The organism is Arthrobacter sp. V1I7 (genome assembly GCF_030817015.1).
GTDB lineage: Bacteria > Actinomycetota > Actinomycetes > Actinomycetales > Micrococcaceae > Arthrobacter.
The window spans coordinates 2043858-2059737 of record NZ_JAUSYS010000001.1 but is presented as its reverse complement, the minus strand read 5'-3'; the positions used below and the strand labels follow the sequence as shown (position 1 = coordinate 2059737).

Below are 15880 nucleotides of genomic sequence, written 5' to 3'. Positions count from 1 at the left end.
GCTGGGTATCGGTAACCGCTTTGATCTAAGGAGACAGCCATGTCCGTCCACGGACAGTCCGCACCCGGACTCACGGATTCGACCCCTTCCGCCGCTCGGGCAGCAACGCCGCAACTCCGCAAGGCAGTGGTGGTGGGCGGCAACCGGATTCCCTTCGCCCGGACCGGCGGCGCCTACACCAAGTCCTCAAACCAGGACATGCTCACCGCGGCCCTGGACGGCCTGATCGCCCGGTTCGGCCTGCAGGACGAACGGATCGGCGAAGTGGCTGCCGGTGCGGTCCTCAAGCACTCCCGCGACTTCAACCTGACCCGCGAAGCCGTGCTGGGCTCCCCGCTGTCCGCCGAGACCCCGGCCTATGACCTGCAGCAGGCCTGCGCCACGGGGCTGGAGACGGTCCTCGGCCTTGCCAACAAGATCAAGCTTGGCCAGATCGACTCGGCCATTGCCGGCGGCGTCGACTCCGCCTCGGACGCCCCCATCGCCGTCAGCGAGGGACTCCGCGAGGCCCTTCTGGACCTGAACCGTGCCAGGACACTGCCCCAGCGGCTCCAGATCCTCAGCCGTCTCAGGCCCAAGGACCTCGCCCCCGATGCCCCGAACACCGGTGAGCCGCGCACCGGCCTGTCGATGGGCGAACACCAGGCACTGACCACCGCCCAGTGGAAAATCACCCGTGAAGCGCAGGACGAGCTGGCCTACAACAGCCACCGCAACCTCGCGGCCGCCTACGACGCCGGGTTCTTCGACGACCTGCTCACCCCCTACCGCGGGCTCAGCAGGGACTCCAACCTGCGCGCGGACACCAGCCTTGAGAAGCTGGCCACGCTCAAGCCGGTCTTCGGCAAGTACCTGGGTGCGGCGGCGACCATGACCGCCGGAAACTCCACTCCGCTCACCGACGGCGCCTCCACCGTCCTGCTCGCTTCCGAGGAGTGGGCCGACGCCCACGATCTGCCGAAGCTGGCCGCTGTCGTTGACGGCGAAGCCGCAGCCGTGGACTTTGTGCACGGCAAGGACGGACTCCTGATGGCCCCCGCCTTCGCGGTGCCCCGGCTGCTCGCCCGGAACGGCCTCACCCTCGACGACATCGACTTCTTCGAGATCCACGAGGCGTTCGCCGGTACCGTGCTCAGCACGCTGGCGGCCTGGGAGGATGAGGAATTCGGCCGCACCAGGCTCGGCCTGGCCGGCGCCTTCGGCAGCATCGACCGGTCCAGGCTCAACGTCAACGGCTCCTCGCTCGCCGCCGGCCACCCCTTCGCGGCCACCGGCGGACGGATCGCGGCCTCCCTGGCTAAGATGCTGCACGCCAGAGGCCAGGTGGACGGGCGCCCCGCCCGCGGACTGATCTCGATCTGCGCCGCCGGCGGCCAGGGTGTCGTCGCGATTCTTGAAGCACTCTAGGGGGATCCGATGACCGACAAATACACCCAGCTGGTGAGCCGGGGACTCGGCAAGGACATCGCAAGGAAACTGGGGCTGCCGCAGCCCGTGCCGCTGCGGCGCCACCGGCCGGGCCAGCCGCTCGTTGCCGGGCCGGTGCTGGTCCAGGGGACCGGCAGCGGCGCGGACGAGCTGGCCTCCACGCTCCTCTCGTGGAACCTGGATGTCCGACGGCATGCGGTGCCGAAGGAAAAGCTCGGCGCCGTCATCCTGGTCCTGGACGAGCTGGCCCGCCCCGAGGACCTGGAGAAACCGGTGCTCACGGCCGCCGCCTCGCTGCGGGACCTGGCACCGAACGCCCGGGTCATCACCGTCTCCCGCGCCGCAGTGGAGGCCGCCGGGCCGGCCGTCGCCGCGGCCCGGCAGGGCGTCGACGGCCTGCTCCGTTCGCTGGCCAAGGAACTGCGCGCCGGCGCCACCGGCAACGGCATCCTGCTCGCGCACGGTGCCCGCACCACGAGTCCGAGCACCCTCGGGGCCCTGCGGTTCTTCCTCTCCGGCCGGTCGGCGTTCGTTGACGGGCAGTTCCTGACCGTCACCTCAGATGCCGGACAGCTGCCGGACGACGTCGAGAAGCCGCTGGCAGGCAAGGTCGCCGTCGTGACCGGAGCCGCCCGCGGAATCGGGGCCGCAATTGCGCGCACGCTGCACCGCGACGGAGCCACCGTCGTCGTCGTCGACATCCCCGACGCCGGGGACCACCTCGCCTCGGTGGCGAACGAAGTGCACGGCACCGCCCTGCAGCTGGACATCAGCCGCGAGGATGCCGGGCAGCGGATCATTGACCACGCCGTGCAACGCCATGGCCGGCTGGACATCGTGGTCCACAATGCCGGGATCACGCGGGACAAGCTGTTGGTGAACATGGACCCGGACCGCTGGAACTCCGTCATCGCCGTCAACGTCGCCGCGCAGCTGCGCATCAACGAAGCGCTTCTGGCATCCGGGCATTTCCGGGGCTCGCCGCGGATCGTGTCCGTGGCCTCCACCACCGGGATCGCGGGAAACCGGGGCCAGACCAACTACGCCGCCTCCAAAGCCGGCGTGATGGGCATGGTCCGCGCCACCGCCCCGCTGCTCGCCGCGCACGGCGGGTCCATCAATGCGGTGGCCCCGGGGTTCATTGAGACCGAGATGACCGCCCGGATCCCGTTCGCCACCCGCGAGGTGGCCCGCCGGCTGAACTCCCTGCAACAGGGTGGCCAGCCGGGTGACGTTGCCGAGGCGATCGCGTTCCTGGCGAGCGACGCGGCCGGCGGGATCTCCGGCGAGGTGCTGCGGGTCTGCGGGCAGAACCTGGTCGGAGCATGACCGGTTCGCAGCCCGTCATCCTGGGTGAGATGCCGTCTCTGTCGAAGCTGTATCTGAACGCGGCAGCCACCGCGGCCCGGCGTCGGGTGCTCGGCACGCACACGGGCTCCGCACTTCCCGATGGAAGCCATGAGGTCCGCGGCGTGCGGGCCGGGGTTGAGAACCTCACGGCCTACCAGCATCTGATCGGCGAGACCGCCAGCGACATCCTGCCGGCCGGCTTCATCCACGCGCTGGCATTCCCGCTGGCCATGAGCGTGATGAACCGGGACGACTTCCCGCTGCCCCTGCTCGGCATGATCCACCTGGGCAACCAGGTGCTGCAGTCCGCGCCCGTGCGCTTCACCGAAGCCGTGGACATCCGGGCGCAGGCGGAAAACCTGCGCGGCCACCGCTCCGGTACCCAGCTGGACCTCGTGGCCGAGGTGCGTGGCGCCGGCGATGGCGCCCTCCGCTGGCGTGGCGTGTCCACCTACCTTGCCAAAGGCGTGTTCCTGCCGGGACTCGACAAGCCGTCGGCGCCGCCGGTGCCGGTGGACTTCCAGCCCCCGGACCCGACGGCACTCTGGCAGCTGGGAGTGGACACGGGACGCGCCTACGCCGCGGTGTCCGGCGACTTCAACCCGATCCACTTGAGCGTTCTTTCGGCCAAAGCGCTGGGGATGCGTCGGTCCATCGCGCACGGGATGTACCTCGCATCGAGGGCGCTGGCCGATGTGGGCGCAGCCAAGGGGGAGGCCTTCCGCTGGGACGTGGCCTTCGGGGCTCCCGTCTTCCTGCCCGCCCGGGTGGCCCTGGACATCAGTACTGTCCAGGACGGCGACGGCGGCTGGCAGCGCTCGGACTACGTCGCCTGGAACCCGCGGTCGGGCCGCAAGCACTTCAGCGGCTCCGTGGCTGCGTTGTAGCACTGTCAAGCCACAGCACCGTCCGGGCCACGCTCTTGCCGTGGGCGTCTCAGATGCCGACCCTGCGTGGTTGGGGCGGGTGACCGTGGCCATTAGGCGTCCGAGGTCCTGACAACGCGGAGCATCCGGTGCAGGCTCAAGAGGATTGATTCCGCCGCACTGGGCTCGTCCGTTGCCGGCGAACCCGCGCCGATGCGCCTGCTGAGTTCATCCACGGCCGCCTCGGCCGTGCCGGCAAGCTCGCCCTGCCGCTCCGGGCTCTCCTCTTCGGTGGAGCACAGCACGTCGCCCACCGCCGACATCGCGGCCGAGAGCGGGTCCGTGTATTCGTCCGGCACGACGAAGGGCATGTCCTCGGCCCAGATGACATCGGAGAGCACCTGTGTCACGTCCTGCACATGGAACGTGACCCGTTCGAGGTCCCGGAGGTTGCGGTAGTCCTGGTCCATGTCCCGGGGGTGCAGGCGGCGCCGGGGGTTAGCCCGCCGGCTGGCGTCCGCCTTTTCAACGGCGAGGCGGACGGAGCGGGCCGATGCCGCGAGCGCATCTGAGCGGCGTGACCAGTCCTCGTGTTCCGGCGGCCAGTTCTCCTTCAGGGCCGTCGCCATGTCCCCCAGCTGCCGGGCGAGCGCCAGCCGCAGTTCCGCGATGCTGAGGGCAGCGGCCTTGAAGTGCAGCGGCGGGAAGACCAGCAGATTGACGACGACGCCAACAGTGACGCCCGCGCCCATCTGGACCAGATAGCCGAAGGAGAACCGGTCCGGGTCATGGCCGCCGACCAGCAGGACCAGGAGCGCCGCCGTCGGAATCCAGTCGCTGCCGGAGCCGATCCGGGGCAGCCCCGCGAGGATGACGCCCAGGCCCATCACAATGGCAACCGTCACCGGGCTCGGCTCGCCAAGGCTGAAGAGCATGAAGGCAAGTCCGATTCCCAACGCCAGGCCAACCAGTGTCTGCACGCCCTGGCGCATGGAGCCGGAAACATTCTCGTACATCGCCACCAGGGCGCCGAGCGGGGCGTAGTAAGGGTAGTCGGCCGCCGAGCCCGGCATGAAGGGGGCGATGAAGAACGCAATACCGGCGGCGAGCGCCGCCTTCATGGCCAGCTGCAGCCGGGGCCACAGGAGCGCCGAGGCTACGCTGCCGCTCAGGACGCGCCAGAACCGCCGAAACAGGGGTGGGTCTCCGGTGCCGGGGGGTTCGTGGGCAGTAGTCATTCCGGTTCACCCTAGGCTGGCGGCATTGCTGCTACAAATGGAGGAACTGCATCCGCTTGGGCCGCCCCGTGCCCGGGGGCTACTTCTTCGCCCGCCCGCACCGGTCCCGGCGGTGTACCGCCGCCGAAGGGCCGGCCGCCGAGTGCTTCGCGGCCATGGCCGGTGAGCCAGTTGCCCAGCCCGGGTCCCTTCGGGACAATCCCGGTGGGGTTGATGTCCTCGTGGACGATGTAGTAGTGCTGCTTGATCTGCACGAAGTCGGTCGTGTCACCGAACCCCGGCGTTTGGAACAGATCCCTGGCGTAGGCCCAGAGCACCGGCATTTCGCTGAGCTTTTGCCGGTTGCACTTGAAATGGCCGTGGTAGACGGCATCGAAGCGGGCCAGCGTGGTGAAGAGCCGGACGTCAGCCTCGGTGATGGTGTCGCCCACGAGGTACCGCTGCCCGGCAAGCCGTTCCTCAAGCCAGTCGAGGGCGGTCCATAGCCGGTCGTAGGCGGCGTCATACGCCTCCTGGGAGCCGGCGAAGCCGCAACGGTACACGCCGTTGTTGACTTCGGTGAAGACCCGCTTGTTGACCGCGTCGATTTCGTCCCGCAGGTGCTCGGGGTATAGGTCCGGGGCGCCGGGACGGTGGTAGGCGGTCCACTCGGTGGAAAAGTCCAGGGTTATCTGCGGGAAGTTGTTGGTGACGACCTGCCCGGTCGGCACATCGACCACGGCCGGGACGGTAATGCCGCGCGGATAGTCCGGGAACCGGCGGAAGTAGGCGTCCTGGATCCGTTCGATGCCCAGGACGGGATCCTTGCCGCCGGGATCCAGGTCAAAGGTCCAGGAGCGGGCGTCATGGGTGGGGCCGGGCTGCCCGAGCGAGATGACGTCTTCCAGGCCCAGCAGCCGGCGCACGATCACCGTCCGGTTGGCCCAGGGGCAGGCGCGGGCCGCGACCAGCCGGTACCGCCCCGGTTCCACCGGCCAGCCGGGCTCTCCGTTGCTGCCCGGCGCTCCGTCCTTTGTGATCCGGTCCTCGATGTAGTTGGTGTCCCGGGTGAACCCGGCTCCGCCGGTAACGTAGGCGCCGCGGGTGCTGAACCCCTGGTCACCGGTGCCGGCAGCGCCGCCATGGTCCGCACTGGAGGGGCTCTTGCTCGTGGATGTCTGGTTCATGGTCCCAGCCTATGACGCCGGAACGCCGGGACCCAGCAGTGCGGCGAGGACCTGCGCCATCGGCTGCCACGCAAACCACCACGCGCCCGCCACCACGGCGGCGAAGAGCACGAGCCAGACGACGGCGGGAATTGACGTGGCACGGAAGAGCAGATAGGCGTCCGACGACGACAATCTGTCCCGTCGCCGCAGATGGACGTTCGCCAGCTTTGCGAGGTCCCGGACGGCAGCCACCAGCAGGGCGAGGCCGAGCACGATCATCACATGACCGGTGAAGTCCGACGGCACGAACAGTACGAGGAGCGCCGCGGCCAGCACGGCGGCCGCGGTGATCAGCAGCCCCACCCCGTTGCGGATGAACACGAACGATGCCAGTAACAGCAGAGTCCCGACCGACATCGCCGCCGGCCCCCAACCGTTGAACCCGCACCAGACCATGGCTGCCCCGACGACGGCCGGCACTGGATAACCCCAGAACGTGACCCAGGCCGCGGCGGGCCGGCCCCGGCCGTACGTCGTCGTGGTGCCCGAGTGGTCCAGGCGCAAGCGGATACCGCCGAGACGCTGGCCGGCCAGAAGGGCCGCGAAGGCGTGGCCCAGTTCGTGGGTCACGGTGGCCAGCAGGCCGAAGTAACGCCAGGTGGCGCGGGGCAGCGACAGGGCGACCGCCAGGAGCATCACCATTCCGAGCTCGGTGCCGGTGACGTGCGGGAGGGGCGACTGGCTGAAGCCGGCAATGATCCGGTCCCACCAGGTTCCGGCAAGGTTCTCCCCGAGGGGATTGGTCATGCTGTTCCCGAGCTGTGCCCGATGCAGTACGCGGTCCAGGGCCTGGCCTCCAGGCGTCCCTCGGCGATCTCTTCCCCGCAGACCTCGCAGATGCCAAAATGGCCGGCATCGATGCGTGCCAGGGCAGCGTCGATTTGGGCCAGCCCCGCCGTGCTCTGCTGCAGCAGGGCCGAGGCCTGGGAGAGTTCGAACGCGATCGTTACCCCCTCCGGATCGTGTTCATCATCCACGTTGGAATCCTGCCGGGCGGCGTTCACCGAAGTGATGTCCCGCCGGAGCGCAGGAAGAAGGGCCAGTTTCCGGAGGCGCTCCTCATCGAGGAGTATCCGGAACCGTTCGACGTCGACCATAGGCTGCAAGGCTAGCGCGGAACTCCTGACTTCGTCGAAAGCGCAGGTCGAAAGCGGACAGGACCGGAGAGGACGTCAGCAGACTGAAGTCGGGCCGAAAGGCCCGTCCGCCACGGACCGTCCGGCCGTACAGTGGGGAAACCAGCAGGTGTGCGCAGACCGATGCTGTGCCGCGTTCAGATCAGGGAGGCAGCCACATGGACGGGTCTGAGCCGCTAAACACCGGGCCGCAAAATACGGAGCCAGTCAACACGGAGCCAGTCAACACGGAGCCAGTCAACACGGAGCCAGTCAACACGGAGTCCGGGAACGCGGCGGTCAAAGACGCCGGCGAGGAGGCCGCGGCGCTGGAGGCCGTGGCGACGCACCATGGCAGCATGCTCAAGCGGCTCGACGCCCTGGTCTCGACGCTGACCCAAGCAGTCAAGACGGGGGAGGCGGTGACCGAGCACGACGCCCATGGGGTGCTGCTGGAATGGTGCGAAACCGAATTGCTCCCGCATGCGCTCGCCGAAGAAGGGCCCGTCTACGGTGGTGCCGGGCGCGCGCCGGAGGGTCGGCTGCTGGTGGCGGCCCTGCTGGCGGAGCATCAGGCCCTCGTGGGCCTCATCGAGGAATTGCGCGGGGCCAGCGGGGTCGATGCCGCGGTGGCGGCCGGTGCCATCCGGAATGTCTTTGCCGTGCACCTGGACAAGGAGAACCGGCTCCTGCTGCCGCTCATCGTGGCATCCCCCGGGCCGTCGCTGGCCCGGGCTGTGGAAGGCCTTTCCGAACTCGTCGGGGAAGCCCATGTGCACAGGGCACGCCCCGGACTCGGGGGCAGCGTCTAGAGTGTCCCCATGGCGGACGCTACGGAGCAGGGGAACACGGACATCGGAAGCGGGCTGCTGCGGGAGCTCGCGGCAGCCCACGGAGTCGGAACGATGTTCCGAGGCTGGGACGGCGCCGAGCGCTCGGTCCCTGACGGTACCCTGCGCGGTGTCCTGACCGCGCTGGGCGTTCCGGCCGGGGGACCGGACGAGATGCAGCGATCGCTGCACGAGACCCGGCTGGGACCGTGGCGGCGCCTGCTGCCGCCGGTCGTCGTCGGACGCCAAGGGCAGGAAACGCTCGTCAACGTCCACGTTCCCCACGGACGTCAGGTTCGCGTCTGGATTGAGGCCGAGGACGGCAGCCGGCACGAGGCCGCCCAGCGGGATAACTGGGACCAGCCCGTCGACGTCGACGGCGTACTGACGGGCCGCGCGACCTTTGCGACCCCGGCTGACCTTCCCCTTGGCTGGCACACTCTGTTCGCGGACGCCGAAGGCGCCCCCGCCCGATGCCCGCTCGTGGTCACGCCGCGGCGGCTGGGCACCACCGAGGCGCTCGCGGGACGACGGAACTGGGGGCTGACGGCGCAGCTGTATTCCGTTCGTTCCGCCCGGTCCTGGGGAATCGGCGACCTTGCCGACCTTGCCGACCTTGCCACCGTCTCCGGGCAGGAGGGCGCGGGCTTTGTGCTGGTCAACCCGCTGCATGCCGCCGAGCCGCGGCCTCCGGTCGAGGACTCTCCGTATCTGCCCACCACGCGACGCTTCGTTAACCCGCTCTACCTCCGGGTGGAGGAGATCCCCGAATTCGGCTACCTGGATCCTGCCGGCCGGGCAGAAGTCCAGCAACTGGCCGAACAACAGCGCTCCGCCAACAGCTCAGCCGGTTTGCTGGACCGGAACTCGAGCTACGCCGCGAAACTGGCCGCCCTTGAGCTCGTCTTCGCGGTGCCGCGCGGACCCGACCGTACACGCTCGTTCACGGACTTCTGCGCCGAACAGGGACAGGGACTCGACGACTTCGCGCTCTGGTGCGCACTGGCCGAGGAGCTGCCTCCGGGGGCTCCAGAATGGACGACGGCGGCGTCCGCACCGGATACCGCGTACTGCACCGAGCAACGGGCACTGCTTGCGGACAGGATCGACTTCCACCGCTGGCTGCAGTGGTGCTGCGACCGGCAGCTGGAAGCGGCGCAGGGCTCGGCCAGGGAATCGGGCATGGAAATCGGCGTCATCCACGATCTTGCCGTGGGCGTGAAACGGGGCGGAGCCGACGCCTGGTCCCTTGCCGGAGTGCTGGCACGGGACGTCACCGTCGGCGCGCCCCCGGACGTGTTCAACCAGCAGGGGCAGGACTGGACCCAGCCGCCCTGGCACCCGGGCCGGCTCGCCGAGTCCGGCTACGCCGCCTACCGGGACATGCTCCGCACCGTGCTGCGCCACGCCGGCGGGATCCGGGTGGACCACATCCTGGGCCTGTTCCGGCTCTGGTGGATTCCTGCAGGGGCGGGGCCGGAGCAGGGCACCTACGTCTACTACGACCACGAGGCGCTGATCGGCATCCTGGCCCTGGAGGCACAGCGTGCGGGGGCGATTGTGATCGGTGAGGACCTGGGCGTATTCGAGCCTTGGGTCCGGGACTATCTGGCCGAACGCGGGATCTTCGGCACGTCGATCCTCTGGTTTGAGCACGACGCGGACGGGCCGATCCCGCCGGAAAGGTACCGCCAACAGTGCCTGACCAGCGTCAACACCCACGATCTGCCGCCGACAGCGGGCTACCTGGCCGGCGAACACGTCACCCTACGCGAGTCCTTGGGGCTGCTGCAGCGTCCGGTCGACGAGGAACACGCCGAAGCCGCCGCCGAGCAGGAGGCAGTGCTGGCCGTCGTCCGGGACCGCGGGCTCCTGCCGGCTGCCGGATCCCCGGACACGGCGCGGGACGTGCCGGCGACAGTTGAGGCCCTGTACGCCTTCACCGCACTGACGCCGTCGTCGCTGCTGGGCGTGGCGCTGGTGGATGCGGTGGGCGAAACCCGCACGCAAAACCAGCCCGGAACCGGCAACCTGCAGTACCCGAACTGGTGCATACCGCTGGCCGGACCCACTGGCCCGGTGCTGCTCGACGAACTGCCAAACCATCCGGGGTTCTGTTCCCTGGCCCGCACTGTCCGCACGGCACTGCACGCGGGAGCCCCCGCTGGGAAGACTCCGTCCATCGAGTAGCCACTTCCCTGGGCCTGCGGTTCCGCGCAGCCCGCGGTCACTGACAGCCGCCGTTGTTAGTGACCGGTCCGGCAGGACCGACCACGGAAGAAGCTCCCGTCGGCGCCGACAGCGGGACCTTCCCGCCTTCATGGGGCGACTCACCTCGATGGACAGGCACTACCTTGTTTTGCTGCATGATGGAGGAGAGGGACAGGCAGTCCATCTCCGCGCCGCGACCGTAGCGGCAGGAGCCGGTCTGCTTGAGCACCGTTCGTCTCAATGAAACGAGGAACACCATGTCACTGAAAGAGCGTCTGAAAGAAGACGTCGTCGCCCACATGAAGGCCGGCAACAAGACCGCGCTGACGACGGTCCGCAACGTCCTGGGCGAGATCAGCACCCGCGAGAAGTCCGGCAAGACGCCGGTCGAGCTGGATGACGCCCAGGTGACCTCGCTGCTGCAGAAGGAGGCGGCCAAGCGCCGCGATACCGCCCGCATCTACACCGAGGCGGGGGAGGCAGACCGTGCCTCGGCTGAAGTCGCCGAAGCTGAGATCATCGAGGCGTACCTGCCGAAGGCACTGACGCGCGAGGAAGTCGAAGCGATCGTTGACGAGGCGGTCACGGGGTTGAAAGCCGATGGCCAGGAGCTGTCGATGCGCTCCATCGGCCTCGTGATGAAACCCGTCACCGCCAAAGTGGCGGGCCGCTTCGACGGCAAGACCGTCAGCGAGATAGTCCGCAGCCGCCTGGCATAACTGAAAGCGGCCCAAAACCGCCTCATTGCCCCTACGTCCTGGCCATCGGAAGTCACTTGGAATCTTCAGGACACCGCGGTACCTGCGTTTCGGATTACCGACATTCACTTTGGTGCTTCCCCAGGGACGTCGGCCTGGTCCGGTCTCCTACCGGATTTCTTTGTGCCGCGTAGGCGTCCCGACGGTCTGCGTTGGTGCTGACCAAGTGCGAGCAACGGAAACATGAGTACCGAGAGCATTCCTGCTCCAACGAGTGCAGACGAGATTCCGCTTGAGATAAGCCCCTCGTCCCGGCCAATGGCTGTTACGGCCACGATAATCGGCAATCCTGTTGCACCAAACAGTATGATGGCACGTTTGTCCGCAGGGGTGGCGTTGGGGGGAGCTGCGAGCAACGACGGCAGACCGCGGATGATGAGCAGGAGGAACAGGAACAGGGGGACCAGTGCGAGAGCGGCCGGGCTGGCGGTGAGCGCGCGAAGGTCGAAGTCTATGCCGGTGTCGATAAAGAAGATCGGAACGAGGAATCCGAATGCGATGGCATCGATTTTCATCTCGATGACCTTCCGGTCCTGTTTGGGGGCGCGCGCGATTGCAACCTTCCAGAGGACTCCGGCGGCGAATGCACCCAGCAGCATGTCGAGTCCCAGAACCATGCTGAGTACAACGAGTACGGTCAGGATGAGCATGATGGACCGGATGGCGAACTGGCCGCTGGTGTGGAGTGTCCTGGTGACCTGGGAGTGGAGCAGTGTGTGCCGTGCGCGCGAGGCCAGATAAACCGCCAGCCCGGTCAGGAGAACAAACCCGAGAAGTACTCCTGTAGCCGGCCCCAATTGCCTGCCACTAAAGAACAGCGAGATCGCAACCAGAGGCCCAAACTCCCCAACAGCCCCCAGTGCGGTCACCGCGATACCGAGCGGGGATTTCGATTCGCCGGCGTCGCGAAGGATCGGCAGCAGCGCGCCCAGAGCCGTGGAACACAAGGCGACGCCAATGATCACAGCGGCCGCCGGTGTCGGGGCGAGGACAAGGCCAGCGCCGATGCCAGCCGCCAACGAGATGACCCAGCCAGCGAATGCACGCTTTACGGGCCGGCCGCGGATTACGGCGAAATCAATCTCGTTGCCGGCAACGAAGAAGAGCATGGCCAGCCCGAATTGGGCCAATGTATCCGTGAAGTCGGCGGGCTGAATCCACCCCAACAGCCTGGGGCCGAGCATGATTCCGAGGACAATCTCGAACACCACGATAGGCACCTTGACCAGACGATCAAGGAAGCGGGCTGCAAGGGGCGCTGCTACAGCCAGCAAGGCGATCAGAACCAACGACGTGGGCAAGCCATCCATCAGCGGTACCTCCGGTACCTCGGCTGTTTCGAAGAAAGAGCGTTCCAAAGCTACCGCTGTCATTGGTGTTGGCGCCATAACAGCCAACCCCAAGATGCCGCTAGGCGGTATGTCACGGTTCCTCCGAGGACTCGTCGCGGAGAATGTGGAACTTACAGAGTCAGGATGGACCCGTTATGAACACTTTTGCCGCTGATCATCGCTCGACCAGGAAGGGGTCCGCCAGCCGTGTCGCTTGGCTGGCCGCGACCTCCGCGGCTGCCACCGTGCTGGTATTCATTCCGGTTGTGCTGCGCAACCCATCGACGACTGAAGCGGTCCCGCCCGGTTGGTTGGTCGCCATGCTTTTGGCAGCTCCCCTTACGGCTTACCTTGCCAGCCGCCGCCTTGGCATTCCGCTGAAGGTTGCTTCGTCTCTCTTGGTCGGACTACCTCAGTTGCCTCTGATCGTAGTGCTGTCGGCAATCAGCGTTTGGCTTGACGTGCAGCGCGGCAACTTGCTGGCTGGTTCCGGTGAGGAGTCCATGTCGTACGGGATAGGGACAACGGCCGCATTCATCGCTGGAATTATCCTGCTGATTCTGGTGGCAGCTGCCGCCATGCTGGGAGCACGGCACCGCGCAACGAGAGAGAGTGGTCCTGACCGGGCCCCTCTAGATCCACCGGACGTAGAACGTGGGTCATGACACCACTACGCGGAGGTTGGACTGGCGGATGGCGCTTTCAGCGCCCGGCGTGGGTGGACAAAGAAAAAAACCCCTAGAATCCTTGGATTCTAGGGGTTTTCCCTTGTGCGCGGAGGGGGACTTGAACCCCCACCCCCTTTCGAGGACTAGCACCTCAAGCTAGCGCGTCTGCCATTCCGCCACCCGCGCAGGTGGTAATTCGGAGACGATTTCCGCCTTTCAGCGTTTCGCTTTTCTCCGAAGCAGCGAGAAAGACTCTAGCATGAAGTTTCCGGAAACAAATAATCGGGGCTTGTCGGGGCTTGTGAGTAGGCTGAAGCCAGCAATCAGCCCCCGCCACAAGGAGTGCCCCATGACTGAAATCCGGCCCGAGGACGAAGTTGTTCGGATCTGCCAGGAACTGATCCGGATCGACACCTCCAACTACGGCGACGGAACAGGTCCGGGGGAGCGTGCGGCGGCCGAATACACGGCAGGGCTGATGACCGAGGTCGGGCTGGACGCCGAAATCTTCGAGTCCGCCCCCGGCCGGGCCAGCGTGGTGACCAGAATGGCGGGGGAGGACCCTTCCGCCAGTGCCCTCGTGGTCCACGGGCATCTGGACGTGGTTCCCGCACTCCGCGAGCAGTGGTCCGTGGACCCCTTCGGCGCCGAACTCAAGGACGGCCTGATCTGGGGCCGCGGCGCCGTCGACATGAAGGACATGGACGCCATGATCCTCGCGGTGCTGCGCAATTTTGCCCGCACCGGCCGCAAGCCCAAGCGGGACCTGATCTTCGCGTTCTTCGCCGACGAGGAAGCCGGCGGCAAATACGGTGCCCACTACGCCGTCGACAAACGCCCGGAACTTTTTGCGGGCGCCACCGAGGCAATCTCCGAAGTCGGCGGGTTCTCCGCCACCATCGGCGGCCAGCGCACCTACCTGCTGCAGACCGCCGAGAAGGGCCTCTCCTGGCTCCGCCTCGTGGCCCACGGCCGCGCCGGCCATGGCTCGCAGATCAACACGGACAATGCCGTGACTCGGCTCGCCAGCGCCGTCTCGCGGATCGGCGAATACAAATGGCCGGTGGAACTGACCCCCACCACCCGGCAGTTCCTGGACGGCGTGACGGAACTCACGGGCGTGGAATTCGACCCGGACGACCCCGACAGGATCCTGAAGGAGCTCGGTACCGTCGCCCGCTTCGTCGGCGCGACGCTGCAGAACACGACCAACCCCACTCTGCTCAAGGGCGGCTACAAGCACAACGTGATCCCCGAGTCGGCAGAGGCCCTCATTGACTGCCGTACCCTGCCCGGCCAGGAACAGCAGGTCCTCGAGATCGTCCGCGAACTGGCGGGCAACGGCGTCGACGTAAGCTACGTCCACAACGACGTCTCGCTGGAGGTCCCGTTCGCCGGGAATCTCGTCGATTCGATGATTGACGCCCTGCACTCCGAGGACCCCGGCGCCAAGGTCCTGCCGTACACACTCTCCGGCGGCACTGACAATAAAGCCCTGAGCCGACTCGGCATCACCGGCTACGGCTTCGCCCCGCTCCAGCTGCCGGACGACCTCGACTTCACCGGCATGTTCCACGGCGTCGACGAGCGCGTCCCCGCCGAGTCCCTGAAGTTCGGCGCCCGGGTGCTGGATACGCTGCTGACCAACTACTGAACCCCGCTGGCTTGAAGCGCCGAGAGCCGGAAGGCCACGATGAACCCTGCTGACATCCTGCCCGAGCCATTGCTGGACCGGATCCGGAGCCGGGCCGCAGGGTACGACCGCGACAATGCGTTCTGCCAGGAGGATCTGGAGGAGCTCGCTGCCTCGGGCTACCTGAAGATCTTTGTTCCCGTCTCCGACGGCGGCCTGGGGCTGGGACTCGCTGCGGCGGCACAACTCCAGCGCCGGCTCGCGACGGCGGCCCCGGCCACGGCTCTGGCGATCAACATGCACCTGGTCTGGACTGGCGTGGCGCACGTCCTCGCGGCCCGGGGCGATTCCTCGCTCGCGTTCGTCCTCCGGGAAGCGGCACAGGGCGAGATCTTTGCTTTCGGGAACTCCGAAGCGGGCAACGACTCGGTGCTCTTCGACTCCCGCACGGACGCGGTCCCGCAGCCCGATGGCGCCTACTCCTTCACGGGCCGCAAGATCTTCACGAGCCTCTCGCCGGCCTGGACCCGGCTTGGGATCTTCGGAAAGGATGCGGCGGCCCGGGACGGCGAAGGGGAGCTGGTGCACGGCTTCATCACGAGGGACACGCCGGGCTACGAGATCCTGGACGACTGGGACACCCTGGGCATGCGGGCCAGCCAGTCCAACACCACGGTGCTGGCCGGTGCCGTCGTCGGGCCCGACCGGATCTTCCGGAAGCTGCCGGTGGGACCTACCGCGGATCCGCTGATCTTTGCGATCTTCGCCTGCTTCGAGACGCTGCTCGCCGCCGTCTACACCGGCATCGGCGAACGTGCGCTGCTGCTCGGCGTCGAAGCGGTCAAACGCCGGACGTCGCTCAAGAACGGCGGGCGCAGTTACGCCCAGGACCCGGACATCCGCTGGAAGGTGGCCGAGGCGGCGATGGCCATGGACGCGCTCTACCCGCAGCTGTCCCGGGTCGCCGCGGACGTCGACGACCTCGCGGAACACGGCAGCCAGTGGTTCCCGCAGCTGGTGGGGCTCAAGGTACGGGCAACGGAGACGGCACGCACCGTGGTGGACCTGGCCATCCGGGTCTCCGGCGGATCAAGCTACTTCCGTGGCTCGGAACTCGAGCGGCTGTACCGTGACGTGCTGGCGGGCATGTTCCACCCCTCCGACGACGAATCGGCGCACAACACGGTCGCGAACGCCTGGCTGGGTCCGCTGGAAACGCCGTAGCAGCGGCGGGAGCCCCGTAA

At 67.4% G+C, this 15880-nt stretch carries 14 protein-coding genes and 1 tRNA gene; 9 read left to right on the top strand and 6 right to left on the bottom strand.

Annotated elements, in window-relative coordinates:
* The first annotated feature begins 39 nt into the window (after positions 1-39).
* The 3 genes from QFZ69_RS09630 to QFZ69_RS09620 are packed head-to-tail and all read left to right on the top strand — an operon-like array spanning position 40 to position 3665.
* On the top strand, positions 40-1407 hold the full coding sequence (locus tag QFZ69_RS09630; protein WP_307000075.1) for an acetyl-CoA C-acetyltransferase: 1368 nt from the start codon (positions 40-42) through the stop codon (positions 1405-1407).
* 9 nt (positions 1408-1416) lie between these two features.
* Entirely contained in the window at positions 1417-2757 is a 1341-nt protein-coding gene (locus tag QFZ69_RS09625; RefSeq protein WP_306917646.1) for a 3-oxoacyl-ACP reductase, read from the top strand.
* Entirely contained in the window at positions 2754-3665 is a 912-nt protein-coding gene (locus QFZ69_RS09620; RefSeq protein WP_306917644.1) for a MaoC/PaaZ C-terminal domain-containing protein, read from the top strand. Before QFZ69_RS09625 ends, QFZ69_RS09620 begins: the two co-directional genes overlap by 4 nt.
* A gap of 92 nt (positions 3666-3757) precedes the next feature.
* Here the strand turns inward: QFZ69_RS09620 and QFZ69_RS09615 are convergent, their stop codons facing one another.
* From QFZ69_RS09615 to QFZ69_RS09600, 4 genes are all read right to left on the bottom strand, one after another.
* On the bottom strand, positions 3758-4765 hold the full coding sequence (locus tag QFZ69_RS09615) for an aromatic acid exporter family protein (protein WP_306919650.1): 1008 nt from the start codon (positions 4763-4765) through the stop codon (positions 3758-3760).
* Between the two features lie 128 nt (positions 4766-4893).
* Positions 4894-6048: a glutathione S-transferase family protein gene (locus QFZ69_RS09610; protein WP_306917642.1), complete on the bottom strand. Its 1155-nt coding sequence runs from the start codon at positions 6046-6048 to the stop codon at positions 4894-4896.
* A gap of 9 nt (positions 6049-6057) precedes the next feature.
* The gene (locus QFZ69_RS09605; RefSeq protein ID WP_306917640.1) at positions 6058-6837 is read right to left on the bottom strand and encodes a M50 family metallopeptidase; all 780 of its coding nucleotides are present in this window, start codon (positions 6835-6837) and stop codon (positions 6058-6060) included.
* Entirely contained in the window at positions 6834-7187 is a 354-nt protein-coding gene (locus tag QFZ69_RS09600) for a TraR/DksA C4-type zinc finger protein (RefSeq protein ID WP_306919649.1), read from the bottom strand. Before QFZ69_RS09600 ends, QFZ69_RS09605 begins: the two co-directional genes overlap by 4 nt.
* A gap of 197 nt (positions 7188-7384) precedes the next feature.
* Between QFZ69_RS09600 and QFZ69_RS09595 the strand changes: the two genes are divergently transcribed.
* From QFZ69_RS09595 to QFZ69_RS09585, 3 genes are all read left to right on the top strand, one after another.
* Positions 7385-8017 carry a hemerythrin domain-containing protein gene (locus tag QFZ69_RS09595; protein WP_306917637.1) on the top strand — a complete coding sequence of 211 codons (633 nt, stop codon included), beginning with the start codon at positions 7385-7387 and terminating at the stop codon, positions 8015-8017.
* Between the two features lie 9 nt (positions 8018-8026).
* On the top strand, positions 8027-10225 hold the full coding sequence (gene malQ / locus QFZ69_RS09590) for a 4-alpha-glucanotransferase (RefSeq protein ID WP_307000073.1): 2199 nt from the start codon (positions 8027-8029) through the stop codon (positions 10223-10225).
* A gap of 278 nt (positions 10226-10503) precedes the next feature.
* A complete protein-coding gene (locus QFZ69_RS09585) occupies positions 10504-10965 on the top strand; it encodes a GatB/YqeY domain-containing protein (RefSeq protein ID WP_306917633.1) in 462 nt (153 codons plus the stop codon).
* 104 nt (positions 10966-11069) lie between these two features.
* Here QFZ69_RS09585 and QFZ69_RS09580 read toward each other — a convergent pair whose 3' ends face one another.
* Positions 11070-12377, bottom strand: coding sequence for a cation:proton antiporter (locus QFZ69_RS09580; protein WP_306917631.1), 1308 nt, complete (start codon positions 12375-12377; stop codon positions 11070-11072).
* Between the two features lie 113 nt (positions 12378-12490).
* Between QFZ69_RS09580 and QFZ69_RS09575 the strand changes: the two genes are divergently transcribed.
* Positions 12491-13000 (top strand): hypothetical protein, encoded by a 510-nt coding sequence (locus QFZ69_RS09575; RefSeq protein ID WP_306917629.1) that lies wholly within the window; start codon positions 12491-12493, stop codon positions 12998-13000.
* Between the two features lie 106 nt (positions 13001-13106).
* On the opposite strand, the gene QFZ69_RS09570 is transcribed toward QFZ69_RS09575, so the two are convergent.
* Positions 13107-13189, bottom strand: a tRNA-Leu gene (locus QFZ69_RS09570).
* Positions 13190-13352: 163 nt separating this feature from the next.
* Here QFZ69_RS09570 and QFZ69_RS09565 point away from each other — a divergent pair.
* Complete coding sequence (locus QFZ69_RS09565) at positions 13353-14657, top strand: M20/M25/M40 family metallo-hydrolase (RefSeq protein ID WP_306917627.1); 1305 nt, start codon at positions 13353-13355, stop codon at positions 14655-14657.
* Positions 14658-14696: 39 nt separating this feature from the next.
* Positions 14697-15860 (top strand): acyl-CoA dehydrogenase family protein, encoded by a 1164-nt coding sequence (locus QFZ69_RS09560; RefSeq protein WP_306917625.1) that lies wholly within the window; start codon positions 14697-14699, stop codon positions 15858-15860.
* Positions 15861-15880 lie beyond the last annotated feature (20 nt).